General features: G+C 73.7%; 21 protein-coding genes and 1 pseudogene. 16 read left to right on the top strand and 6 right to left on the bottom strand.

Translation table 11 applies throughout. From position 1 onward, the window contains the following. Nucleotides 1-41: 41 nt before the first annotated feature. Nucleotides 42-1,514 (top strand): glutamate synthase subunit beta, encoded by a 1,473-nt coding sequence (locus tag CCE01nite_RS19980; RefSeq protein WP_141372904.1) that lies wholly within the window; start codon nt 42-44, stop codon nt 1,512-1,514. Nucleotides 1,515-1,609: 95 nt separating this feature from the next. Further along, nucleotides 1,610-3,046, top strand: coding sequence for a pyruvate kinase (gene pyk / locus CCE01nite_RS19975; RefSeq protein ID WP_034626745.1), 1,437 nt, complete (start codon nt 1,610-1,612; stop codon nt 3,044-3,046). Nucleotides 3,047-3,122: 76 nt separating this feature from the next. Here the strand turns inward: pyk and CCE01nite_RS19970 are convergent, their stop codons facing one another. The 4 genes from CCE01nite_RS19970 to CCE01nite_RS22435 form a co-directional block, all read right to left on the bottom strand. Next, on the bottom strand, nt 3,123-4,298 hold the full coding sequence (locus CCE01nite_RS19970; protein ID WP_084142527.1) for a bifunctional 2-methylcitrate synthase/citrate synthase: 1,176 nt from the start codon (nt 4,296-4,298) through the stop codon (nt 3,123-3,125). Nucleotides 4,299-4,385: 87 nt separating this feature from the next. Then, on the bottom strand, nt 4,386-5,279 hold the full coding sequence (prpB, locus tag CCE01nite_RS19965) for a methylisocitrate lyase (RefSeq protein WP_034626747.1): 894 nt from the start codon (nt 5,277-5,279) through the stop codon (nt 4,386-4,388). Continuing rightward, complete coding sequence (locus CCE01nite_RS19960; RefSeq protein ID WP_034626749.1) at nt 5,279-6,808, bottom strand: MmgE/PrpD family protein; 1,530 nt, start codon at nt 6,806-6,808, stop codon at nt 5,279-5,281. Before CCE01nite_RS19960 ends, prpB begins: the two co-directional genes overlap by 1 nt. Next, nucleotides 6,805-6,930, bottom strand: a complete 126-nt coding sequence (locus CCE01nite_RS22435; protein ID WP_281282412.1) for a hypothetical protein — start codon at nt 6,928-6,930, stop codon at nt 6,805-6,807. Before CCE01nite_RS22435 ends, CCE01nite_RS19960 begins: the two co-directional genes overlap by 4 nt. Before the next feature lie 97 nt (nt 6,931-7,027). On the opposite strand from CCE01nite_RS22435, the gene CCE01nite_RS19955 reads away from it, so the two are divergent. The 7 genes from CCE01nite_RS19955 (at nt 7,028) to CCE01nite_RS19925 (ending at nt 16,894) form a co-directional block, all read left to right on the top strand. Further along, nucleotides 7,028-8,275, top strand: a complete 1,248-nt coding sequence (locus CCE01nite_RS19955; protein ID WP_052103732.1) for an acyltransferase family protein — start codon at nt 7,028-7,030, stop codon at nt 8,273-8,275. Nucleotides 8,276-8,455: 180 nt separating this feature from the next. Beyond that, nucleotides 8,456-10,477: a beta-galactosidase gene (locus CCE01nite_RS19950; protein WP_052103734.1), complete on the top strand. Its 2,022-nt coding sequence runs from the start codon at nt 8,456-8,458 to the stop codon at nt 10,475-10,477. Further along, nucleotides 10,474-11,400, top strand: a complete 927-nt coding sequence (locus CCE01nite_RS19945) for a carbohydrate ABC transporter permease (protein ID WP_034626751.1) — start codon at nt 10,474-10,476, stop codon at nt 11,398-11,400. The genes CCE01nite_RS19950 and CCE01nite_RS19945 overlap by 4 nt, the downstream gene beginning before the upstream one ends. Then, nucleotides 11,397-12,293 (top strand): carbohydrate ABC transporter permease, encoded by an 897-nt coding sequence (locus tag CCE01nite_RS19940; protein ID WP_246056776.1) that lies wholly within the window; start codon nt 11,397-11,399, stop codon nt 12,291-12,293. Before CCE01nite_RS19945 ends, CCE01nite_RS19940 begins: the two co-directional genes overlap by 4 nt. A gap of 83 nt (nt 12,294-12,376) precedes the next feature. After that, nucleotides 12,377-13,714, top strand: coding sequence for an ABC transporter substrate-binding protein (locus tag CCE01nite_RS19935; RefSeq protein WP_034626753.1), 1,338 nt, complete (start codon nt 12,377-12,379; stop codon nt 13,712-13,714). 4 nt (nt 13,715-13,718) lie between these two features. Beyond that, nucleotides 13,719-15,878 (top strand): alpha-galactosidase, encoded by a 2,160-nt coding sequence (locus tag CCE01nite_RS19930; RefSeq protein ID WP_084142528.1) that lies wholly within the window; start codon nt 13,719-13,721, stop codon nt 15,876-15,878. Next, nucleotides 15,875-16,894 carry a LacI family DNA-binding transcriptional regulator gene (locus CCE01nite_RS19925; protein WP_034626755.1) on the top strand — a complete coding sequence of 340 codons (1,020 nt, stop codon included), beginning with the start codon at nt 15,875-15,877 and terminating at the stop codon, nt 16,892-16,894. The genes CCE01nite_RS19930 and CCE01nite_RS19925 overlap by 4 nt, the downstream gene beginning before the upstream one ends. 57 nt (nt 16,895-16,951) lie before the next feature. On the opposite strand, the gene CCE01nite_RS19920 is transcribed toward CCE01nite_RS19925, so the two are convergent. Then, the gene (locus CCE01nite_RS19920) at nt 16,952-17,374 is read right to left on the bottom strand and encodes an HTH domain-containing protein (protein WP_034626758.1); all 423 of its coding nucleotides are present in this window, start codon (nt 17,372-17,374) and stop codon (nt 16,952-16,954) included. 55 nt (nt 17,375-17,429) lie between these two features. Between CCE01nite_RS19920 and CCE01nite_RS19915 the strand changes: the two genes are divergently transcribed. From CCE01nite_RS19915 to CCE01nite_RS19900, 4 genes and pseudogenes are all read left to right on the top strand, one after another. Beyond that, nucleotides 17,430-17,798 carry a DUF6841 family protein gene (locus tag CCE01nite_RS19915; protein WP_034626760.1) on the top strand — a complete coding sequence of 123 codons (369 nt, stop codon included), beginning with the start codon at nt 17,430-17,432 and terminating at the stop codon, nt 17,796-17,798. A gap of 86 nt (nt 17,799-17,884) precedes the next feature. Further along, nucleotides 17,885-19,402, top strand: a pseudogene (locus CCE01nite_RS22630) (RtcB family protein); the annotation flags it as partial. A gap of 57 nt (nt 19,403-19,459) precedes the next feature. Beyond that, nucleotides 19,460-20,059 (top strand): RtcB family protein, encoded by a 600-nt coding sequence (locus CCE01nite_RS22265; RefSeq protein WP_307722759.1) that lies wholly within the window; start codon nt 19,460-19,462, stop codon nt 20,057-20,059. A 155-nt stretch (nt 20,060-20,214) separates the two neighbouring features. Beyond that, the gene (locus CCE01nite_RS19900; RefSeq protein WP_034626806.1) at nt 20,215-21,120 is read left to right on the top strand and encodes a ribonuclease Z; all 906 of its coding nucleotides are present in this window, start codon (nt 20,215-20,217) and stop codon (nt 21,118-21,120) included. Nucleotides 21,121-21,174: 54 nt separating this feature from the next. Here CCE01nite_RS19900 and CCE01nite_RS19895 read toward each other — a convergent pair whose 3' ends face one another. Then, nucleotides 21,175-21,576 carry a TraR/DksA family transcriptional regulator gene (locus CCE01nite_RS19895; protein WP_084142529.1) on the bottom strand — a complete coding sequence of 134 codons (402 nt, stop codon included), beginning with the start codon at nt 21,574-21,576 and terminating at the stop codon, nt 21,175-21,177. A gap of 152 nt (nt 21,577-21,728) precedes the next feature. On the opposite strand from CCE01nite_RS19895, the gene CCE01nite_RS19890 reads away from it, so the two are divergent. From CCE01nite_RS19890 to CCE01nite_RS19880, 3 genes are read left to right on the top strand one after another with little or no spacing between them, the layout of a single operon-like run. Further along, entirely contained in the window at nt 21,729-22,157 is a 429-nt protein-coding gene (locus CCE01nite_RS19890; protein WP_034626809.1) for a ChaB family protein, read from the top strand. Continuing rightward, a complete protein-coding gene (locus CCE01nite_RS19885; RefSeq protein ID WP_084142530.1) occupies nt 22,154-23,536 on the top strand; it encodes an NAD(P)/FAD-dependent oxidoreductase in 1,383 nt (460 codons plus the stop codon). Before CCE01nite_RS19890 ends, CCE01nite_RS19885 begins: the two co-directional genes overlap by 4 nt. 10 nt (nt 23,537-23,546) lie before the next feature. Beyond that, a complete protein-coding gene (locus CCE01nite_RS19880) occupies nt 23,547-24,275 on the top strand; it encodes a DUF72 domain-containing protein (RefSeq protein ID WP_034626764.1) in 729 nt (242 codons plus the stop codon). Nucleotides 24,276-24,321 lie beyond the last annotated feature (46 nt).

Genomic DNA, 24,321 nt, shown 5'->3' with positions numbered 1-24,321 from the left:
GCCGTGCGGCGTGCGGGGACCCGACCTGTGGAGGTGCACCCGTGGCTGATCCCCGCGGCTTCCTGAAGACGCGCGAGCGCGAGCTCCCGGCGAACCGGCCGGTGCCGGTGCGCATCCTCGACTGGGCGGAGGTGCACGAGCACCGCGCGGGCGACCCGGAGGACCTCGGGATGCTGCACCGCCAGGCGGGTCGCTGCATGGACTGCGGGGTCCCGTTCTGCCACAACGGCTGCCCGCTCGGGAACCTCGTGCCGGACTGGAACGACCTGGTCTGGCGCGGGCGGTGGGAGGAGGCCGCGGAGCGCCTGCACGCGACGAACAACTTCCCCGACTTCACCGGCCGCCTGTGCCCGGCGCCGTGCGAGTCGAGCTGCGTGCTCGGCATCAACCAGCCGGCCGTGACGATCAAGAACATCGAGGTCGCGATCGCCGACGAGGCGTACGACCGCGGGTACGTGACCCCGCAGGTCCCGCAGTGGCTCACGGGCAAGACCGTCGCGGTCGTCGGCTCGGGCCCGGCGGGCCTCGCGGCCGCGCAGCAGCTGACCCGGGCCGGGCACACCGTCGCGGTGTACGAGCGCGCCGACCGGATCGGCGGGCTCCTGCGCTACGGGATCCCCGAGTTCAAGATGGAGAAGAAGCACGTCGACCGGCGGCTCGCGCAGATGGAGGCCGAGGGCACCCGGTTCCGCCCGGGCGTCGAAGTAGGCGTGGACGTCACCGGCACCGAGCTGCGTGAGAGCTACGACGCGGTCGTGCTCGCGGTCGGCTCGACGACGCCGCGCGACCTGCCCGTCCCCGGCCGCGCGCTCGGCGGGGTGCTGCAGGCCATGGAGTACCTGCCGCCCGCCAACCGGGCCGCCGTCGGCGACACCGTCGAGGGCCAGGTCCTGGCGACGGACAAGGACGTCATCGTGATCGGTGGCGGCGACACCGGCGCGGACTGCGTCGGCACCGCGATCCGCCAGGGCGCCCGCTCCGTGACCCAGCTCGAGATCATGCCGCGGCCCCCGCACGAGCGCCCCGAGGCCCAGCCCTGGCCGACGTACCCGATGCTGTACCGGGTCGCGAGCGCGCACGAGGAGGGCGGCGAGCGCGTCTACGCCGTCAGCACCCAGGAGCTCGTGGGCGACGAGGACGGCGACGTGCGGGCGATCCGGCTCGTCGACGTCGAGCTCGTCGACGGGCGCTTCGGGCCCGTCGAGGGCACCGAGCGCGAGGTCCCGGCCCAGCTCGTGCTCCTCGCGATGGGCTTCACCGGCCCGGAGCAGGGGCCGCTGCTCGACCAGCTCGGGGTCACGCTGACCCCGCGCGGCGTCGTCACCCGGTCCGAGGACTTCGCGACCGACGTCCCGGGCGTCTTCGTCGCCGGCGACGCGGGCCGCGGCCAGTCGCTCATCGTGTGGGCGATCGCCGAGGGCCGCGCCGCGGCCGCCGCGGTCGACGCCTACCTCTCGGGGAGCACCGACCTCCCCGCACCCGTCACCGCGAGCACGGTGGCGCTCCGCCCCTGACCCCTCCGCGACCGTCGTCGCTACCGCTGCTCCGTCCGGGGCGGCGGGACGTTCGGTCCACACCCTGTCCCGAAGGAAAGGCCTAGGCTTCAGCCATGCGTAGAGCGAAGATCGTCTGCACCATCGGTCCCGCGACCGAGTCCCCCGAGCAGATCCAGGCGTTGGTCGACGCCGGCATGGACGTGGCCCGGCTGAACCGGAGCCACGGTGACACCGAGGTGCACCAGCGCGTGTACGACAACGTGCGTGCCGCCGCCCAGGCCTCCGGCCGGTCGGTCGCTGTCCTCGTCGACCTCCAGGGCCCCAAGATCCGTCTCGGCCGCTTCGCCGAGGGCAAGCACGAGCTCGCCGTCGGCGACACGTTCACCATCACGACCGAGGACGTGCCCGGCACCAAGGAGCTCGTCTCCACGACCCACAAGGGCCTGCCGAACGACGCGCGCGTCGGCGACCCGATCCTGATCGACGACGGCCGCGTGCTCGTCCGCATCACCGACGTCGACGGCCCCCGCGTCGTCACGCGCGTCGAGGTGGCCGGCCCGGTCTCCAACAACAAGGGCCTCAACCTCCCGGGCGTCGCCGTGTCGGTGCCCGCGATGAGCGACAAGGACGAGGCCGACCTGCGGTGGGCGCTGCGCACCGGCGCCGACATCATCGCGCTGTCGTTCGTCCGCAACGCCTCCGACTACGACGACGTCCGTCGCATCATGGAGGAGGAGGGCCGCGTCCTCCCCGTCATCGCCAAGATCGAGAAGCCGCAGGCCGTCGAGAACCTCGTCGAGATCATCGACGCGTTCGACGGCATCATGGTCGCTCGCGGCGACCTCGGCGTCGAGCTCCCGCTCGAGCAGGTCCCGCTCGTCCAGAAGCGTGCGGTCGAGCTGGCCCGCCGCGCGGCGAAGCCGGTCATCGTCGCGACGCAGGTGCTCGAGTCGATGATCTCGGCCCCGCGCCCGACGCGCGCCGAGGCCTCGGACTGCGCCAACGCGGTGCTCGACGGCGCCGACGCGGTCATGCTCTCGGGCGAGACCAGCGTGGGCGACTACCCGATCGAGGCCGTGCGCACGATGGCGCGGATCATCGAGAACACCGAGGAGCTCGGCCGTGAGCGCATCGCGCCGCTCGGCTCGACGCCCCACACGCGCGGTGGCGCCATCACGCGTGCCGCCGCCGAGATCGGCGAGACGCTCGGGGTGAAGTACCTCGTGACGTTCACGCAGTCGGGTGACTCGGCGCGGCGCATGTCGCGCCTGCGCTCGGGCATCCCGCTGCTCGCGTTCACGCCGGAGACGCAGGTGCGGAACGTCCTGTCGCTGAGCTGGGGCGTGCAGACGTACGAGGTCTCGCAGGTCGAGAGCACCGACGCGATGGTCAAGCTCGTCGACGCGACGCTGCGCGCCAACGGGCTCGCGGAGCTCGGTGACTACGTGGTCGTCGTCGCGGGCGCGCCCGTCGGCGTCGTCGGCTCGACGAACTCGATCGTCGTGCACAAGATCGGCGACGAGGAGTCGACGTCGGGCCGCATCGCCTGACGCTCTCACCACGCACACCGCGGGCCCCGGAGGATCACCTCCGGGGCCCGCGGTGCGTCCGGCGCCGGTCGGCCCGTCAGCGCGCGGGGACGTGCCGGAGCGCCGGGCCGGTGTAATGGCTCAGCGGGCGGATGAGCGCGTTGTGCGCGAGCTGCTCACGGACGTGCGCGGTCCAGCCGACGACGCGGCTCGCGGCGAAGAGCGGCGTGAACGTCGGGGTGTCGAAGCCCATGAGGTGGAACGCGGGCCCGGTCGGGTAGTCGAGGTTCGGCAGGATCCCGGTGCGCTCCCGCATCCCGTCGGCGAGCGCGTCGTACAGCGCGAGGAGGTCGGGCCGGTCGGCGTGCGCGACGAGGCGGTCGAGCGCCTGCTTCATCGTCGGGACGCGCGAGTCCCCGTGCCGGTACACGCGGTGCCCGAACCCCATGACCTTGTGGTGCGCGCCGAGGAGCTCGTCGAGCCACGGCCCGACCCGGTCGGCGGTCCCGATCTCCGCGAACGTGGCCATGACCGCCTCGTTCGCGCCGCCGTGCAGCGGGCCCTTGAGCGCGCCGACGGCCCCCGTGACGGCGGAGTGCAGGTCGGACAGCGTCGAGGCGATCACGCGCGCGGCGAACGTCGAGGCGTTGAACGAGTGCTCGGCGTACAGGACCATCGACGTCTCGAACGCGTCGACGACGACGTCCTCGGGCACGTCGCCGAACGTGCGCGCGAGGAAGTCGGCGGACCAGCCCAGGTCGTCGCGCGGGTCGAGGAGCTCCCGGCCGCGGCGGCGGCGCTGGTCGAGCGCGACGACGCCGGGGAGCTGGGCGAGCAGGCGTACCGAGCGCCGCAGGTCGGCGTCGGGCGAGCGGTCGTCCGGCTCCGGGTCGTGGGCGCCGAGGACGCTCACGGCCGTCCGCACGACGTCCATCGGGTGGGCGCTCAGCGGGAGCGAGCGCACGAGGTCGACGAGCGGACCGGGGAGCTCGCGCGCGGCGCGCTCCTGCGCCTCGAGCGCCGCGAGCTGGTCGGCGTCCGGCAGCTCGCCGTGCCACAGCAGGTACGCGACCTCCTCGAACGAGCACGACGCGGCGAGCTCCTGGACGGGGTAGCCGCGGTACAGCAGCGAGCTGCTCGCCTCGTCGACCGACGAGATCGCGGTCGCGTCGACCACGACGCCGGCAAGGCCGCGGTGCAGCTCGGGCGGGGCGGGGTGGTCGGGTGCGGGGTGCTCGGGTGCCTGGTGGGCGGTGGTCGGGTCGCTCGTCATCCGGGTGCCTCCATCGTCGTTGACGGGGTCGGGGTCGTGCGTCGCGCCGGGGTGTCCGGCCTGCGGGGTGGTGCGGGTCGTGCGGTGCTACAGCGTGAAGTCGTACACGCCCGCGTCGAAGCGCCCGTAGCCGGCGTAGTCGACGAGGTCGTAGAGCTCGGCGCGCGTCTGCATGGAGCCCACCACGCCGGCCTGGGTCCCGGTCGCGAGGATCTCGTCGAGCCCCCGCTCGGCGGCGCCCATCGCCAGGCGCAGCAGCGTGACCGGGTAGAGCGCGATCGCGTACCCGAGCTCGGCGAGCCTGCTCGTGGTGAGCAGCTCGCCCTTGCCGAACTCGGTCATGTTCGCGAGCAGCGGCACGTCGACCGCGGCGCGGAACGCCGCGAGCTCGTCCTCGCCGAGCAGCGCCTCGGGGAACAGCGCGTCCGCGCCCGCCTCGACGAGCGCCCGGCCCCGCTCGATCGCGGCGTCGAGCCCGTGCACGGCGCGCACGTCGGTGCGGGCCATGATGAGGAAGCCGGGGTCGCGGCGCGCCTCGACGGCGGCGCGGATCCGTTGCACGGCCGTCGCCTCGTCGACCACCTGCTTGCCGTCGAGGTGACCGCAGCGCTTCGGGTTGACCTGGTCCTCGATGTGGCAGCCCGCGACGCCGGCGTCCTCGAGGGCCTGGACGGTGCGGGCGACGTTCATGGGCTCCCCGAAGCCAGTGTCGGCGTCGACGAGCGTCGGCAGGTCGGTGACGCGGGCGATCTGGCCGGCGCGCTGGGCGACCTCGGTCGCGGTCGTGAGCCCGATGTCCGGCAGCCCGAGGTCGGCCGCGACGACGGCGCCCGAGACGTAGACGGCGTCGAAGCCCTTGGCCTCGATGAGCCGGGCCGAGAGCGGGTTGAACGCGCCGGGGACGCGCAGGAGCTCCCCGCTCGCGAGCCGCTCGCGCAGCGCCGCGCGCTTGGCCTGCGCCGTGCGGGTCGAGTAGAGCATCAGAACAGCCCTCCGGGTGTGGTGACGGAGTCGAGCAGGCCCGGCCGGGCGGTCAGGTGGAGCGCGTCGAGGCCGCCACCCGCGTCGAGGTCCGGGAGGGCGGTCGCGGCGCCGAGGAACCGGTCGAGCTCGGCGTCGCCGACGGCGTCCGTCGCGAGCGTGCGGAGCTTCTCGACGTACTGGTCGCGACCGAACGGGCGCGCCCCGAGCGGGTGCGCGTCCGCGACGGCGATCTCCTCGACGACCCGGCTCCCGTCGACGAGCTCGATCTCGAGCCGGCCGCCGAACGCCTTCTCGGCCGGGTCGTCGGCGTGGTACCGGCGGGTCCACTCCGGGTCTTCGCGCGTCGTGATGCGCCGCCACAACGCAACGGTGTCGGGGCGGGCCGCGCGCTCGGGGGAGTAGGAGCGCTCGTGGTGCCAGGCGCCGTCCTGCAGCGCGACCGCGAGGATGTACGGGATCGAGTGGTCCAGCGTCTCGCGCGTCGCGTGCGGGTCGTACTTCTGCGGGTCGTCCGCGCCTGACCCGATCACGTGGTGCGTGTGGTGGGACGTGTGCAGCACGACCGACCGCACGCGCTCGGGGTCCGCGAGCTCGGGCCGCTCGTGGTGCAGGCGCCGCGCGAGGTCGATGAGCGCCTGCGACTGGTACTCCGCCGAGTGCTCCTTCGTGTACGTCTCGAGGATCGCGCGCCGGGGCTCGCCCGGCCCGGGCAGGTCGACCTCGTACCGCGCGTCGGGCCCGTCGAGCAGCCACGCGATCACGCCGTCGGCCCCCTCGTAGATCGGGGTGGGGGACGTCTGGCCCCGCATCGCGCGGTCGACCGCCTCGATCGCGACCTTGCCGGCGAACGCCGGGGCGTACGCCTTCCACGTCGAGATCTCGCCCTTGCGCGACTGCCGCGTCGCCGTCGTCGTGTGCAGCGCCTGGCCGATCGCGTGGAACACCACACCGGGGTCGAGGTGCAGCAGCGTGCCGAGCCCGGCGGCGACGGCCGGGCCGAGGTGCGCGACGTGGTCGATCTTGTGCCGGTGCAGGCTGATCGCGCGCACGAGTGAGACCTGCACCTCGTACGCCGTGACGACCGCGCGCACGAGGTCGGCGCCGCTGGACCCGACGTGCTGCGCGACCGCGAGCAGCGGCGGGATCGTGTCGCCCGGGTGGGAGTAGTCGGCGGCGAGGTAGGTGTCGTGGAAGTCGAGCTCGCGGACCGCGACCCCGTTCGCCCACGCGGCCCACCCGGGGCTCGTGCGCCGGGCCGCCTTGACGCCCGCGACGAGCGCGCCCCGCCCGCCCGACGACGGCGGGTGCGCGAGGGCCTGGGCCCGCGCGGCGACGACCGGGGCCCGGACGAGGGACGCGGCGGCGACGGCGGCGTCGTCGAGCACGCGGTTGACGACCATCTCGGTGACGTCCGGGTCGGCCGCGACGGGGTCGCACGCGAGCTCGGCGAGCGCCCAGGCGAGCTGTCGCTCGCGGGGGAGCGGCACGTCGGCCGCCTGGGGCCGCACCTCGTGGCGGACGCTCATGCGCCCACCGCCGGCGGGGTGACGCTGGTCACGGCCTCCGGGTCGGGGGCTCCCGGACCGCCGGCGGCGTGGTTCGGGCCGGCCGGGACCTGCGGCGTCGTGGGCTGCTGCGTCGTGCGCACGTGACCTCCTCGCGACCCGCCTCGTCGCGGGCCCCGCCAGGCTATCCCCGGCCCGCCTCCGCGCGCGGAGCCGGCAGTGCTTGCTTATGGTCGAACGATGACCCGTGCACCGGCGACACCCCGCTCCGGCGCGCCCGGGCCCGGTCCGCGCGACGTGGGAGCCGCCGCGCGCGAGCCGCGGACGCCCGTCGAGCAGCCCGCGACCGCGCACACGCCCCGGCTGCGGGCGATGGACGCGCTGCGCCTGCTCGCGGCGCTGTCGGTCGTGCTCTTCCACTTCACGGCGCGGGAGCAGCACCGCTGGGGGATGGCCCCGGACGAGGCCTTCCCGCGCCTGTCGGAGGTCACGCCGTACGGGTACACGGGCGTGCACCTGTTCTTCGTGATCAGCGGGTTCGTCATCCTCATGTCGGCGTGGGGCCGCTCGGTCCCGCAGTTCGTGGCGTCGCGCGTGAGCCGGCTCTACCCGGCGTTCTGGGCGGCCGTGCTGCTCACCGCCGCGCTGCGCTGGGCGTGGCCGACGTTCGAGACGCGCACGCCCGGCGAGGTGCTCGCGAACCTCACCATGCTGTCCGAGCCCTTCGGGGTGCCGGCGGTCGACGGGGTCTACTGGACGCTCTGGGTCGAGATCCAGTTCTACGCCGCGGTCCTGCTGCTGCTGCTCGTCGGGATCACGCGGCGCCGCGTGCTGCTGCTCGCGGGCGCCGGGCCGCTCGTGTGCACGGCGCTCACGCTCGCCGTGCCGGACGCGCGCGGGGTGCTGACCGGGCTGCCGTGGGCGTCGATGTTCGGCGTCGGGATGGTGCTCTTCGTGATCTACCGCGAGGGGCACACGCGCGGGACCTGGGCGCTCGTGGGGCTGAACACGCTCCAGGGCGTCGTCGTCGCGGTCGACCAGAAGGCACCGGCGATCGACGCGCTCACGACCGGTGCGCCGGTGTGGCCGCCGCTGCTCGCGCTCGCGGTGGTCGGGGCCGTCGCGGCCGTCGCGGCCGTCGCGTTCGTGCCGGCGGTGCGCGACCTCGACCTGCCGGTGCTCACGACGGCGGGGGCGCTGACCTACCCGCTGTACCTCACGCACGAGTACTACGGGTGGGCGCTCATCCAGGCGCTGCACCCCGCGCTGGGCCGCGTGACGACGCTCGTGGTGGTCGTGAGCGTGTGCCTCGCGCTCGCGTGGGTGCTGCACCGCTGGGTCGAGCGGCCGCTGCAGAGGCCGATGCGCCGCGCGGTGGAGCGCGCGCTGACGCGGTCCGGGCGTCGCCCGGACGAGCCGGTCCGCCGGCCCACGCCGACGTCGCCCGTTCGGGCAACCGCCCTGGTGAGCGCCGGCGCGCGGCACTGAGCCGCACCGCGGCGCGCCCGTGACCGGCGCCGGGCGTGGGACAGCGTGTTGACAGGTTTTTCGCGCGCTGTTTAGTGTGTGCACGTTCACACATTCTCGACGGCGAGACGTTATGGCGACGTATGTGCACGTGCACACACGCGCTGGACCGGCTCCCGCCGCACGACGGGCAGGGAGCTCATGGACTCGCCGGAAGCAGGTCTCCGCACCGGGGGCGCCACCACGCGGGGCATCGCGTACGGCTGCGACTACAACCCCGAGCAGTGGGACCGCGACGTCTGGCGCGAGGACGTCGCCCTCATGCAGGAGGCGGGCGTCGACCTCGTCGCCGTGAACATCTTCGGGTGGTCGCACGTCGAGCCCCGGCCGGGAGAGCACGACTGGTCCGGCCTCGACGAGGTCGTCGACCTGCTCCACGCGCACGGCATCCGGGTCAACCTCGGCACGGGCACGTCGTCGCCGCCGCCGTGGCTCACGACGCTGCACCCCGAGATCCTGCCCGTGATGGCCGACGGGACGACCCGGTTCCCCGGCGGGCGCCAGGCGTGGTGCCCGAGCTCGGCCGAGTTCCGCCGTAGGGCGCTCGGGCTCGTCGAGCAGGTCGCCAAGCGCTACGGCGAGCACCCGGCCGTCGCGCTGTGGCACGTGTCCAACGAGCTCGGCTGCCACAACGCGCTGTGCTACTGCGACGAGTCCGCCGCGGCGTTCCGCGGGTGGCTCGAGCGCCGGTACGGCACGGTCGACGCGCTCAACACCGCGTGGGGCACGAGCTTCTGGAGCCAGCGCTACACCGACTGGGCCGAGATCCTCCCGCCGCGGGCCACGATCTCGCTGGGCAACCCCGCGCAGGCCGTCGACTTCCACCGGTTCAGCTCCGACGCGCTCCTGGACCACTACCGCGCCGAGGCCGACGTGCTGCGCCGGCACTCGAGCGCACCCGTCACCACGAACTTCATGGTCACCGCGCACATCCGGAACCTCGACTACTGGTCCTGGGCGCCCGAGATGGACGTGGTCGCGAACGACCACTACCTCGACCACCGGCTCGACGACCCGCGCTCCGAGCTGTCCTTCGCCGCCGACCTCACACGCGGGCTCGCTGGGGGAGCGCCGTGGCTGCTCATGGAGCAGTCGACGAGCGCCGTGAACTGGCAGCCCGTCAACGTCGCGAAGGAGCCGGGCCAGATGACCCGCAACTCCCTGACGCACGTCGCCCGCGGCGCGGACGGGGTCTGCTTCTTCCAGTGGCGCGCCTCGGCGCAGGGGTCCGAGAAGTTCCACTCGGCGCTCGTGCCGCACGCCGGGACCGACACGGCCGTGTGGCGCGAGGTGGTCGAGCTCGGCGCGACGCTCGACCGCCTCGACGAGGTCGCCGGCACGCGCGTCGTCGCGGACGCCGCGCTCGTCTTCAGCTGGGAGTCCTGGTGGGCCGCCGACGGCGAGGCGCGCCCGTCGCACGCCGTGCGCTACCTCGACCAGGTGCACGCGGCGTACCGCGCGCTGCACGAGCTCGGCGTGACGGTCGAGGTCGTCGGTCCCGACAGCGACCTGAGCGGTTACGGCCTCGTCATCGTGCCCGCGCTGCACATGGTCACGGACGCGCAGGCGGCGCGGGTCGCGTCCTACGTCCAGGCCGGCGGCCACGCGCTCGTGACGTTCTGGTCCGGGATCGTCGACCAGGACGACCGCGTGCGGCTCGGCGGCTACCCGGGCGCGTTCCGCGAGCTGCTCGGCGTCGTCGCCGAGGAGGTCGCGCCGCTCCTGCCCGGTGTGCGGGTCACGCTCGACACCGGCGCGCACGCGTCGCTGTGGACCGAGCGGCTGCGCACGACCGACGCCACCGCGGTCGCGTCCTACGCCGACGGGCCCCTCGCGGGGGTCCCTGCGGTGACCCGCGCCGAGCGCGGCGACGGCGTCGCCTGGTACGTCGCGACGGCGCTCGACGCCCCCGACCTGCGCGACGTGCTGCGCTCCGCGGTGCTCGGCGCGGGCGTCAGCCCGACCGGGCCCGAGGGCGACGGCTCGGTCGAGGTCGTCCGCCGCACGGGCGACGGCCGCAGCTACCTCTTCGTCATCAACCACGCGCACCGCGACCTCGAGCACCCCGCCACGGGGCACGAGCTCGTCACCGACCGGCCGGTCGCCGGCCACGTCCACGTGCCCGCCGGAAGCGTGCGGGTCGTCCGGGAGGACACACCATGACGAGCACCCAGGTCGTCGCACCGGTGCTGGCGCGAAGCACCCAGCCCGCGCGCCGGCTCCCCGTCCCGCACAAGCGCGCGATCGCGTTCTTCGTGCTGCCGTTCGGCGCGCTGTTCGCGCTGTTCTACGCGCTGCCCGTCGGCTACGCCGTGTGGCAGTCGCTGCTGGTCGTCGAGCGCGAGGGCACGTTCGGGCCGGCCCGGCAGGTCTTCGGCGGTCTCGCGCAGTACGAGCAGGTGTTCCAGAACGGCCCGTTCTGGACGTCGGTCGGGCGGGTGCTGCTCTTCGGGGCCGTCCAGGTCCCCGTCATGCTGCTGCTCGCGCTCGTGTTCGCGCTGCTGCTCGACTCCCCGCTGCTGCGCGGCAAGCGGTTCTTCCGGCTCGCGTTCTTCGTGCCGTACGCGGTGCCCGGGGTCGTCGCGGCGATCATGTGGGGCTTCCTGTACTCGCCCAACCTCTCGCCGTTCACGGCGGTCACGAGCAACGTCGACCTCCTCTCCGCCGACCTCGTGCTGTGGGCGATGGCCAACGTCGTGACGTGGGTCTACGTCGGCTACAACATGCTGATCATCTACTCCTCGCTGCTCGCGATCCCGACCGAGGTGTACGAGGCGGCGCGGCTCGACGGTGCCGGGCAGCTGCGCATCGCGTGGTCGGTCAAGATCCCGCTCGTCCTGCCGGCGATCGTGCTGACGACCGTGTTCTCGATCATCGGGACGCTTCAGCTCCTCGCCGAGCCGCAGGTCTTCCGTTCCTTCAGCTCGGCGGTCACGAGCACGTTCACGCCGAACCTCACCGTCTACTCGACGTCGTCGGTGCCGAACTTCAACCTCGCCGCGGCGTTCTCCGTCGTCCTCGCGCTCGCGACGTTCGTGCTGTCGTTCGCGTTCCTCAAGCTGACCCAGAAGAAGGGCGTCCAGTGAGCGCCGCCGTCCGCACCGCACCCGCCGCCACCGCCTCGACGGGGTCGCGCGGCGTCCGGGAGAACCCGCTGTCGCGCGTCGGCGCGATGCTCGTCATGGGCGTCTTCACGCTCTACTTCCTGGTCCCGATCTGGTGGCTGCTCGTCTCCGCGACCAAGGACCGCGGGCAGTTCACCAGCACGCACCCGCTGTGGTTCGCGGACATGAACCTCGTGGAGAACGTCGGGGCGCTGCTGCGCTACGACGGCGGGATCTTCGTGCGGTGGATCGGGAACTCCGTGGCGTACACCGCGGGTGGCGCGCTGCTCGGCACCGTCCTCGCCGCGATGTGCGGGTACGCGCTCGCCAAGTACCGGTTCGCGGGCCGGGACATGCTGTTCAACGTCGTCCTCGGCGGCGTCCTCGTGCCGGCGACCGCGCTCGCGCTGCCGCTGTTCCTGATCTTCAGCCAGGTCAACCTGACGAACACGTTCTGGGCAGTGTTCCTGCCGAGCCTCGTGAGCCCGTTCGGGGTGTACCTGACCCGCATCTTCGCCGCGGCGTCGGTGCCCGACGAGCTGCTCGAGGCCGCGCGCCTCGACGGGTCGAGCGAGGTGCGCACGTTCTTCACCGTCTCGGTCCGGCTCATGTTCCCGGCGCTCGTGACCGTGTTCCTGTTCCAGTTCGTCGCGATCTGGAACAACTTCTTCCTCCCGCTCATCATGCTCCGCGACGAGGCCGTCTTCCCCGTGACGCTCGGCCTCTACTCCTGGAACACGCAGGTGAACCAGATCCCCGAGCTGCGCGGCTACGTGCTCGTCGGGGCCCTTCTGTCGATCGTCCCGCTGATCCTCGTCTTCCTGGTGCTGCAGCGCTTCTGGCGCAACGGCCTGGGCGCCGGCGCCGTCAAGTGACCGCCGGCACGAGCACGCGTCGACCGACCCCCTCCCGTTCGGCAGCCCCCTGCCGAGCCGTCCCCCCACAGAAAAGGACAACCATGCGTCTCACCTCGAAGGCTGCCAGCGTCGGCACCCTCACGGCGGTCGCCCTCCTCGTCGCCGGCTGCTCGTCGTCGGCCGACGACACCCCCGCCGGCGGCGACGCCGCCGGTGCCTGCGAGCCGTCCGACGGCGCGGTCGAGCTCACGTTCACGACGTGGATCCCCGGGATCGAGGAGGTCGTCGACGTCTGGAACGCGGCGAACCCCGACATCCAGGTGACCGTCCAGACGGGCCCGAACGGCAACGGCGGCACGTACCAGAACTTCTTCAACCAGCTGAAGGCCGGCAACGCGCCCGACCTCGGCCAGATCGAGTACGACGCGCTGCCGAACTTCCGCGTGCAGGACGGCCTGACGGACCTCGGGGCGTGCGCCGACGTCATGGCCGCGCAGGACGACTTCGTCGACTGGACCTGGGACCAGGTGAGCTTCGGCGAGGACGGCCACGCCTACGCGATCCCGCAGGACGCCGGCCCGATGGCGCTCTTCTACCGCAAGGACCTGTTCGAGGCGAACGGCATCCCGGTCCCGACGACGTGGGCGGAGTACGCCGCGGCGGCGGAGCAGGTCAAGGCCGCCGGCGGGTACATCACCAACTTCTCGCAGAGCGACGTCAACCAGTTCGCGGGGCTCGTGTGGCAGGCCGGGGGGACCTGGTTCACGAACGACGGCGACGCGTGGGGCGTCGACCTCGCGGGCGAGGAGTCAGCAGAGGTCGCCGAGTACTGGCAGGACCTCGTCGACCGCGACCTCGTCTCGAGCGTCCCGCCGTGGACGAGCGAGTGGGACAACGCCTACAACATCGGCGCCGCGTGGACCTGGGTCTCCGCGGTCTGGGGCGCCAACTCGATCGCGAGCGGCGCGCCCGACACCTCCGGGAAGTGGGCCGTCGCCCCGATGCCGCAGTGGGAGGAGGGCGAGGAGGTCGCCGGCAACTGGGGCGGGTCGTCGACCGCAGTCTTCCGCGGCTCCGAGCACGTGTACGAGGCCACGAAGTTCGCGCTGTGGCTCAACACGTCCGACGAGGCGCTCACGCTGCTCAACGAGGCCGCGAACCTGTACCCGGCGACGAAGGCCGGCGCCGAGCTCCCCGCGCTCGCGGAGGGCGTCGAGTTCTACGGCGGCCAGCCGATCTACGACGTCTTCGCCGAGGCCTCGACGCAGGTCCCCGCGGGCTTCACGTGGGGCCCGACGATGACGCAGGTCTACGCCGACGTCTCGGACGGCTTCAAGGGCGCGGTCTCCGGCTCGGGGACGCTGCTCGAGGCGCTCGAGTCCGCGCAGGGGTCGACGATCTCGACGCTCGAGTCGCAGTCGATCCCGGTCGCCGAGTGAGCCGGTGATCGTCCACCTGCGCGCGGCGGGAACCAGCCTGCTGCTCGACACCCCGGTGCAGGACGGCGGACTGCCCGCCGTCCTGCACTGGGGGCGTGACCTCGGGCCGCTCGACGACGACGTGCTCGCGGCGCTGGCCGGGGCGCTCGTACCGGGAGTCCCGCCGAGCGCGATCGACACCCCGCTGCGCCTGTCGGTCCTCCCGACGCGCGAGCAGGGCTGGACCGGGCGGCCCGGGGTCGAGGGCTTCTGGCCCGGCTCGGGGGAGCCGGCCGCGGGGTTCGCGCTCGGGGAGGTCGAGCGCGTCGGCGACCGGGCGGTGCGGCTGCACCTCGTGGGTGCCGGCGGCCGGCTCGCCGTCGTCACGGACGTCGAGCTGTCCGAGCACGGTGTCCTGCGCGTCCGCCACGCGGTCGAGAACCGCGGGGGAGACACATTCGTCGTCGCGTCGCTCGACGCGACGCTGCCTGTGCCTGACCGGGCGCGGGAGGTCCTCGACTTCACCGGGCTGTGGGCCCACGAGCGGCGCCCGCAGCGCACGACGCTCGGCCACGGCGCCTGGACCCGCGAGACCCGGCACGGCCGGCCCGGGCACGACGACCCGTACCTCGTGGTCGCCGGCACCCCTGGCTTCGGCTTCCGGTCCGGCGAGGTGTGGGCGACGCACGTGGCGTGGAGCGGCGACAAGCGCCAGTGGGTCGAGCGCCAGGCGCTCGGGCCCGCGGTGCTCGGCGGCGGCGAGCTCCTCACGCCCGGCGAGGTGCGCCTCGCACCAGGGGAGCGGTACGTCGCGCCGTGGCTCGTCGCGGCCTGGTCCGACGTGGGCCTCGACGGGCTGTCCGACCGGTTCCACCCCTGGGTGCGCTCCTGGTCGACGATCCGGCGCGCGCGGCCCGTCGTGCTCAACACGTGGGAGGCCGTCTACTTCGACCACGACGCGGCGACGCTCGACCGGCTCGTCGACCTCGCCGCCGACGTGGGCGTCGAGCGCTTCGTGCTCGACGACGGCTGGTTCCGGGGGCGCACCGACGCGACGCGCGCGCTCGGGGACTGGACGGTCGACCCCGTCACGTGGCCCGACGGCCTGCACCCGCTGGCCCGGCGCGTGCACGCCCGCGGCATGGAGCTCGGGCTGTGGGTCGAGCCCGAGATGGTCAGCCCCGACTCCCACCTCGCGCGCGCGCACCCCGAGTGGGTCGTCGGCGGGGACGGGCTGCCGACCTGGCGCGACCAGCGCACGCTCGACCTCGGTGACCCGGGAGCCTACGCGCACGTGCGGGACGCGCTCGCGGCCCTGCTCGAGGAGTACCCGATCGCGTACCTCAAGTGGGACCACAACCGGGACCTGCTGCACGGCTCGGCGCACCGGCAGACGACCGCGCTGTACCGGCTGCTCGACGAGCTCCGCGCCCGGTTCCCGGGCGTCGAGATCGAGTCGTGCGCCTCGGGCGGTGCCCGCATCGACCTCGGGATCCTCGAGCGCGTCGACCGCGTCTGGACGTCCGACACCAACGACCCGCTCGAGCGCCAGCACATCCAGCGCTGGACCGGGGTCCTCGTGCCGCCCGAGTACCTCGGCGGACACCTCGGCGCACCGCGCGCCCACACCACCGGGCGCACCGCGAGCACGGGCTTCCGGTGCGCGACCGCGATGTTCGGCAGCGCGGGCATCGAGTGGGACCTCACCTCCGCCCGTGCCGACGAGCTCGCCGAGGTCCGCGAGTGGGTCGCCGAGCACGTGGCACGGCGCGCGCTGCTGCACTCGGGGCGTGTGGTTCGTGCGGACACCGCCGACCCCGGCGTGCTCGTGCACGGCGTCGTCGCCCAGGACCGCGGCGAGGCGCTGTTCGCGGTCGTCGCGCTCGCGTCGGCCGAGGCCGCGTTGCCCGCCCCGGTGCGGCTCCCGGGCCTCGACCCGGACCGGACGTACCGCGTGCGGACGGTCGCCCCAGCGCCGCTGCAGGTCCAGGCCGCGCCGGCGCCGTGGTTCGCGCGCGGTGAGGTCACGCTCCCCGGGCGCCTGCTGGTCGAGGTGGGGCTCGCGGCGCCGCTGCTCGCTCCCGAGAACGCCGTGCTGCTCGCGGTCGAGGCCGTCGCGCCGCACGGTGCGGCCGAGGCGGCCGAGGCGGCCCGGCCGGCCCCCGCGGCTACATTCGGCGCATGACTCCTCCTCCGGGCCGTCGCCGCGCCACGATCCACGACGTCGCGGCCGAGGCGGGCGTCTCGCGCGGCACGGTGTCGCGGCTGCTCAACGGCACGTCGTACGTCTCGTCGGACGCGCGCGAGGCCATCGAGAAGGCCATCGCCAAGGTCGGGTACGTGCAGAACACCGCGGCACGCAACCTCGTGACGCGGCGCTCGCGGGCGGTCGGGTTCGTGGTGCACGAGCCGCACGAGCTATTCCTCGACGACCCCAACATCGGCGCGATCCTGCTCGGCGCCAACGAGGTCGTCTCGGAGGCCGACTTCCAGCTCGTCGTGCTCGTGCTCGACTCCGAGCGCGACAGCCAGCGTGTCGCGGACTACCTCCAGGGCGGCTTCGTCGACGGGGCCGTGCTCGTGTCCGCGCGCCAGCACGACACCATCGCCGGCGCGGTCGAGCGGCTCGGCCTGCCCGCGGTGTTCATCGGCCACCCGCCCGGCCACCCCACGATCCCGTACGTCGGCATCGACAACCGCTCGGCGGCGCGCTCCGTCACCGAGGAGCTGCTGCGGACCGGGCGGCGGCGGGTCGCGATGGTCGCGAGCGCGCTCGACCGGGACTCGGGCTCGGACCGGCTCGCCGGGTTCCGCGACGCGCTCGGCGACCGCTTCGACCCCCGCCTCGTGGTCGACCACCCGCTGTACTCCTACGCGAGCGGGCTCGACGGCGCGCGCGAGCTGCTGCGCCGCGACCCCGCGATCGACGGCATCTTCGCGGCGTCGGACGCGGTCGCGGCGGGCGTGCTCGAGGCGCTGCGCCAGGCGGGGCGGTCCGTCCCGGGCGACGTCGGCGTGGTCGGCTTCGACGACAGCGCGTGGGCGGTGCGCTGCGTCCCCGCACTGTCCACGGTGCGCCAGCCGGCGCGGCTCATGGGACGCCGGGCCGCGGAGATCGTGCTCGGGCAGATCCAGGGCGCCGAGGTCGAGCCCGGCGGCGCGCTGCTCGACACCGAGGTGGTGTGGCGGGCGTCCGCCTGAGCGGGCCTGGCGACGCCCCGCGCGCGCCGGGCGTCGGCTCCGCCGTCGCGTCCGGGGTCAGGTCCGCGGCCGGGGGCGCGACGAGCCGTCCGACGGGGGCCGGACGGCGTCGGCGAGCTTGCGCAGCACCGACGCGGCGCTGAGGCTCGCGTTCGGCCCGACGGCGGCGAGGCTCGCCAGCACCGCCGCGACCTCGGCGACGTCGAGCTCGACCTGCACGGGGGAGCGCACCAGCGGGAGCCGGACACCGCCGGACCGCCCGCGCCGCACCTCGAGCGGGACGCCGCTCGTGCGCAGGCGCTCGAGGTCGCGCGCGACCGTGCGCGTCGACACGTCGAGCTCCTCGGCGAGCAGCCCCAGCCGCACCGGGAGGCCCCGGGTGGCGTGCAGCCGCTCGACGATCGCCTGCTGGCGCTCGACGCGGCGCAGCGCGAGGTGCCCGTCACGCGAGGCCGCGGCGAGCCGTTCCCGTCGGTCCACGCGACCACGGTAATCACGACACGGGCGTGTCCGCTTGCGCTCCTACCGTCGAGCCATGACGACCATCGACGACGAGGTGCACGAGTTCTTCGACCGCTACGCGGCCGCCCTGCTGGCCCGCGACGAGGCCGCCGTCGCGCGGCTGTACGCGGTGCCCGCCCTGATCGTGTTCCCGGGGACGACGATCCCGGTGACGGACGCGCGGCAGACCGAGCAGTTCTTCGCGTCCGCGTGGGAGCAGTACGCGGGCGTCGACACCGCGGAGCCCCGCATCGCGCTCCTCGCCCGCGGACCCGCAAGCGTCTGGGCGGACGTCACGTGGACCTACGGCGGCGAGCCGCGCGAGCGCTTCTGCTACCAGCTGCTGCGCGCCGCGGACGCCTGGCAGATCGTGGTGCTCACCCCGCTGGAGCCGACCGGGTGACGCGCGGGCAGCGGGCCGCCGACGGACGATATTGACGTCGACCCCGTGGGCGCCGCGCCCTACTGTCGGCCTCTCCCAAGGAGGTCATGATGTCCAGCCCGTTCCCGGTCGCCCTGGCCGGAACCGCCGCGCCCACCCTGATGTGGGCCCACGAGCACGAGGTCGAGCCGCAGGCTCTCCAGCAGCTGCGCAACATCGCGTCGCTGCCGTGGGTCGAGGGCCTGCGCGTGATGCCCGACGTGCACCTCGGCAAGGGGGCTACCGTCGGCAGCGTCATCGCGATGCGCGACGCGGTCAGCCCCAACGCCGTCGGCGTCGACATCGGCTGCGGGATGATCGGTGTCCGCACGAGCCTGACGGCCGCGGACCTGCCCGACGACCTGCACGCGATCCGCACGCGCATCGAGCAGGCCGTCCCGGTGGGCTTCCACGCGCACGACGAGCCCGTCGACCTGCGCCGGCTCCGGCCGGTGAACGGTTCGGCGGGGCGGGAGCGGCTCAAGGGTGCCGACGCGTTCTGGGACCGCTTCGGCGGCCTGCACCGCACGGTCCAGCAGCTCGAGGCCCGGGCGCGCAAGCAGCTCGGGACGCTCGGCGGCGGCAACCACTTCATCGAGCTCTGCCTCGACGAGTCCGACCAGGTGTGGCTGCAGCTGCACAGCGGCTCGCGCAACATCGGCAAGGAGCTCGCGGAGCGGCACGTCGCGATCGCCAAGACGCTCGAGCACAACCAGCGGATCGTCGACCGCGAGCTCGCGGTGTTCCTGGCCGGGACGCCGCAGATGGACGCGTACCTGAACGACCTGTGGTGGGCGCAGGAGTACGCCGCGCGCTCGCGTGCGGTGATGATGGCGCTCGTCGTGCAGGCCGTGCGGGACTCGTTCCCGGAGCGGGAGATCACGTTCGACGAGGGTGTGAACTGCTTCGCGGGCGAGACGCGTGTGCTGACAGGAGCCGGGATCTTCCCTATCGCCGAGCTCGCGGGCGGCATTCACGAACTCCTCACCACAGGCGGCCGATGGGTCAAGGCGCCGATCATGTCCTTCGGCAAGCAGCGGGTCTACGAGGTGACGGTGGGGCGCTACGGCGAGGAGAAGGTGATCCGTGCCACGGGGAACCACCGGTGGCTCCTGCGAGCGAAGGTCGCCCATGCGCGTGATGAGGCGACGACTCAGGACCTTCGTGTTGGCGACCGGCTCGCCTACGCATTTCCGGCGCGGGTCTCCGGGATGAAGGTCGACAGAGCTTCGGTAGCTCGCGGCTTCGTGTTCGGCGACGGCTCGCTCTGCGGCAAGCAGACCCGCGCCCGAGCCATCTTCTGCGGTGACAAGGACGAGTCCCTCCTGCCGTACTTCGAGGGTCTGACGACGAACTGCGTGCGGGACTACGGCTCGGTGAAGGTGCTCAACGGCTTCCCCGCGGAGTGGAAGACTGCGCCGGTCGCGACGAGTTCACACCCCGACATCGTCTACGGCTGGTTGGCGGGCTACTTCGCAGCAGACGGTGACGTAGACAAGAGCGGCCGCCCGTCGCTGTCCTCGTCGCGACGTGACCACCTGGAGGCGGTGAAAGCGCTGGCTACCTCGATCGGTGTCGGCACCTACGGCATCCGCACACGGGTTCGTCGCGGTATCGACGGGCGCGACTCGGAGCTGCACGTCATGGGGTTCATGCGGAGCGACCTCGACCTCGACTTCTTCGTCCAGGACGAGCATCGAGCGCGCTTCGCCACGGGTCGCGGCGCGGTCGAGCGCAAGGGGTGGACCGTCCGAAGCGTGGAGATCACGGATGACGTCGAGGAGGTGTACTGCGCCGTTGTGCCGGAGACCGAGGCCTTCACGCTGGAGGACAACATCCTGACTCGGAACTGCCACCACAACTACGTCAAGACCGAGCAGATCGACGGCGCGGAGCTGATCGTCACCCGCAAGGGTGCGATCCGCGCCGGCTCCGGCGAGATGGGGCTCATCCCCGGGTCGATGGGGACGGGCTCGTACGTGGTGCGCGGCCTCGGCAACCCGGCGTCGTTCCAGTCGGCGTCGCACGGGGCCGGGCGGCGGATGTCGCGGACCGCGGCGAAGAAGCGGTTCACGGTCGAGGACCTCGCGGCGCAGACGGCGGGCGTCGAGTGCCGCAAGGACGCCGGGGTCGTCGACGAGATCCCGGGGGCCTACAAGGACCTCGAGTCCGTCATCGCGGCGCAGACCGACCTCGTCGAGGTCGTGGCGCGGCTGCGGACGATCGTCTGCGTCAAGGGCTGAACCGGCACGCAGCATCATGAGGGGGCCCGGCGCGCACACAGGTGCGCCGGGCCCCTCGCCCGTCCCGGCCGAGCGGCGCCCGCACCGCACCGCCGCCCGATCACACCTCGACCCACCCCGTGCCGGTCCCGTCCGGCCGCACCCCGGAGGAACCCGTGCGTGAGCTCGTCGTCCTGGGCACGTCGTCGAACGTGCCGACCCGGACCCGCAACCACAACGGCTACCTGCTGCGCTGGGACGGCGCGCCGCACCAGGACGGCATCCTGTTCGACCCGGGCGAGGGGACCCAGCGCCAGCTCACGCACGCGGGCGTCCCGGCCACCGCCATCACGCGCATCTGCCTCACACACATGCACGGCGACCACTGCTACGGCCTGCCGGGCGTGCTCTCGCGGATGGTCCTCGACGGCGTGCAGCGTCCCGTCGAGCTGCACTACCCGGCGTCGGGCGAGGACGTCGTGCGCGCGCTCGTGGGCCTCGCGACCCCCGGGCTCGAGCTGCGGCTGCGCCCGCACGGCGGACCGGGGGAGATCGCCGAGGGGCTCGAGGTCGTCGCGCTGCGGCACCGGATCGAGACCTACGGGTACCGGCTGATCGAGCCCGACGGCCGGTCGCTCGTGCCGGAGCGGCTCGCCGCCGCGGGGATCAGCGGTCCGGACGTCGGCCGGCTGCAGCGCGAGGGCGAGCTGCGCGGCGTGCGCCTCGCGGACGTGAGCGTCGCGCGGCGCGGGCAGAGCGTCGCGGTGGTGATGGACACCGCGGAGTGCGCGGGCGCGGAGCAGCTCGCGGACGGCGTCGACCTGCTGCTCGTCGAGAGCACGTTCGGGGCGGACACCGCGGAGCTCGCCGAGACGTACCTGCATCTGACCGCGGCGCAGGCGGGCGCGCTCGCGGCGCGGTCCGGCGCGCGGACGACGGTGCTCACGCACTTCTCGTCGCGCTACGTGGACGTCGCGCCGCTGCTGGAGGAGGCCCGGGCGGCGGCGCCCGGGGCGCAGATCACCGCCGCCGACGACCTCGACCGAGTCCCGCTCCCGCCCCGGCGCGCGCACGACACCTGACGGTTCGCCCCCGACGCACCGGCTGCAGCCGGACGTCGACGCTCGGCCACCCGCTCAGGCCGCGCACCCCACGCACGTCCGCGCGACCGGGCGCGCCTCGAGCCGGGCCACCGGGACCGGCCGCCCGCACACCTCGCACACGCCGTAGGTCCCCGCCTCGACGCGTCCGAGCGCGGCGTCGGTCTCCGCGAGCTGGTGCCGCACGTGCCGGACGATCGTGTCGAGCTGCGAGCGCTCGAACGCGATGGTCGCGCCCTCGGGGTCGTGCTCGTCGTCCGCGTTGGAGTCCGCCGACGCGGCGACGAGCTCGTCGAACGAGCCCGTCAGCTCGCGCAGCCGCCCGTCGAGCTCGGCGCGCAGGTCCGTGAGCACCGCGCGGGCGTCGAACGGCTCCGCCGGTGCCGGGGCGTCGGCCGCCGCGCCGCGTTCACCGGTCCGTGCCGCGTCGTCGGTCATCGACCCATCGTCACACCCGCCACCCACGCGGCCTGCGGCAGCGTTCCGCGGGGTCCCGCCGCGCGGATCGACGGCGCGCGCGGCACGCTGGGACGAGACGGACGCACGCGACGCGGTCCCGACGACGGGGACCCCGACGAGAGGAGACCGGGATACCGAAGACGACCCGCGCCGGCAAGCCCAAGCAGAGCGAGCTCCCCGAGACGCTCAAGCGCTCCGACGCGAAGGCGCAGCGCACGTTCACCAAGACCTACGACTCGGCGGCCGAGGAGTACGACGGCGACGAGGAGCGAGCGCACCGCGTCGCGTACGCCGCGCTCAAGCACACGTACGAGAAGGTCGGCGACCACTGGGAGCCCAAGGACGAGTACGGGCCGTCCGACCCGCAGGCCGAGGGCGGCGCCGGCACGGACCGGCCCACCGCGGGCGGCGTCGACGCGAACGCGAGCAAGCAGCACCTCTACGACGTCGCGAAGCGCCTCGACGTGCCCGGGCGCTCGTCGATGACGAAGGCCGAGCTCGTCGAGGCGATCCAGAGGGCGAACGACCGCGCGTCCCGCCGGGCCCGCGAGGGCTCGTGACGGACGCGCCCGCCCCGCACCACGTCGTGGTGATCGGCTCGGGCTTCGGCGGGCTGTTCGCGACGAAGGCCCTCGCGCGCGACCCGGTGCGGGTCACCGTGCTCGCCAGCACGGGCCACCACCTCTTCCAGCCGCTGCTCTACCAGGTCGCGACCGGGGTGCTCTCGGAGGGCGAGATCGCCCCGGCGACGCGGGACGTCCTGCGCCGGCAGCGCAACGCACGGGTGCTCCTCGGCACCGTCACCGACATCGACCTGCAGGCCCGGGTCGTGACCTCGCGCTCACCGGGCGGCACCGCGACGACGTCCTACGACAGCCTCGTCGTGGCCGCCGGCGCCGGGCAGTCCTACTTCGGGAACGACGGGTTCGCGGAGCACGCGCCCGGGCTCAAGAGCGTCGACGACGCCCTCGAGCTGCGCGGGCGGATCTTCGGCGCGTTCGAGCTCGCGGAGCTGAGCCGCGACCCCGCGGAGGTCCGCCGCCTGCTGACGTTCGTCGTCGTGGGCGCGGGACCGACCGGCGTCGAGATGGCCGGCCAGATCGCCGAGCTGGCGCACCGGGCGCTCGCTGGCAACTTCCGGCACATCGACCCCGCGCACGCGCGCATCGTGCTCGCCGACGCGGCGCCCGCCGTCCTGCCGACGTTCGCCGAGAGGCTCGGGCGCGCCGCGGCACGGCGGCTCGAGGAGCTGGGCGTCGAGGTGATGCTCGACGCGAAGGTCGTGGGGCTCGACGAGACGGGTGTCGACTTCGAGGCCCCCGACGGGTCCCGCAGCCGGGTCGAGGCGCGCTGCAAGGTCTGGGCGGCCGGCGTCGCCGCGTCGCCCCTCGGTGCCCTGCTCGCGGAGCAGAGCGGTGCCGAGACCGACCGGGTGGGGCGCGTGCGCGTCGAGCCCGACTGCTCGCTGCCCGGGCACCCCGAGGTGTTCGTGGTGGGCGACCTCATGGCGCTCGACCTGCCCGGCGTCGCGCAGGTCGCGATGCAGAGCGGGCAGCACGCGGCGGGGCAGATCCGCCGGCGCCTGGCGGGTGAGCCGACCGGCCAGGCGTTCGCGTACCGGGACAAGGGCAGCATGGCGACCGTCTCGCGGTTCCACGCGGTCGCCCAGGTCGGGTCGTTCCAGACGGCCGGCCTCGTCGCGTGGGTCTTGTGGCTCGCGGTGCACCTCGTCTACCTCGTCGGGTTCAAGAACCGGCTCACGACGCTGCTGCACTGGACGGTGAGCTTCGTCGGGCGGGGGCGGTCCGAGCGCACGGCGACGCTGCAGCAGGTGCTCGCGCGGCGGGCGCTCGACGAGCACGAGCGGGCGCTCGGGGACCAGCAGCCCGCGACGCAGCCGCGACCCGACCCGGGGCCGGCCACGGCGGCGGCGTCGTGAGCGGGCCCCGATGACCGTGCACGTCGGCACCTCGGGGTGGAGCTACGACCACTGGGAGGGCGAGGTGTACCCGCCGGGGACCCCGAGCCGCGACCGCCTCGGGCACTACGTGCGGCGGTTCTCGACCGTCGAGCTCAACGCGAGCTTCTACCGCTGGCCGCGCACCGCGACGTTCGCGGGGTGGCGCGAGCGGCTCCCGCCCGGCTTCCTCATGACGGTCAAGGCCCCGCGCGGGCTCACGCACGCGAAGAAGCTGTACGACCCCGAGGTGTGGATCGAGCGCATCGCGGCGGGCTGGCACGAGCTCGGGGACAAGCGGGCGGTGCTGCTCGTGCAGACCTCGCCGCTGCACGCACACGACGACGCCCGGCTCGACTGGTTCCTCGCCCAGGTGCCGCCGTGGATCCGGGTGTGCGTCGAGCTCCGGCACCCCTCGTGGGAGCACGAGGACGTGCTGCGCCTCCTCGAGCGGCACGGCGCCGCCTACTGCGTGCTGAGCGGCGCAAACCTCCCGTGCCGGCTGCGCGTGACCGCACCGTTCGCGTACGTGCGCCTGCACGGACCCGACCACGAGCACCTGTACGCGGGCTCGTACTCCGACGACGACCTGCGCTGGTGGGCCGACCGGATCCGGGAGTGGGAGTCGGCGGGGACCGAGGTCTTCGCGTACTTCAACAACGACGGCCACGCGCACGCCGTCCGCAACGCCGAGACCCTGCGACGCTTCCTCGCCGCCTGAGGCGTCGCCGCCCGCAGACCGCGTTCTCACAGGTCAGCGCCGCGCG

The organism is Cellulomonas cellasea, assembly GCF_006538745.1.
Lineage (GTDB): Bacteria > Actinomycetota > Actinomycetes > Actinomycetales > Cellulomonadaceae > Cellulomonas_A > Cellulomonas_A cellasea.
The sequence above is the reverse complement of the archived record's forward strand: the minus strand, read 5'-3'. Positions and strand labels throughout refer to the sequence as shown.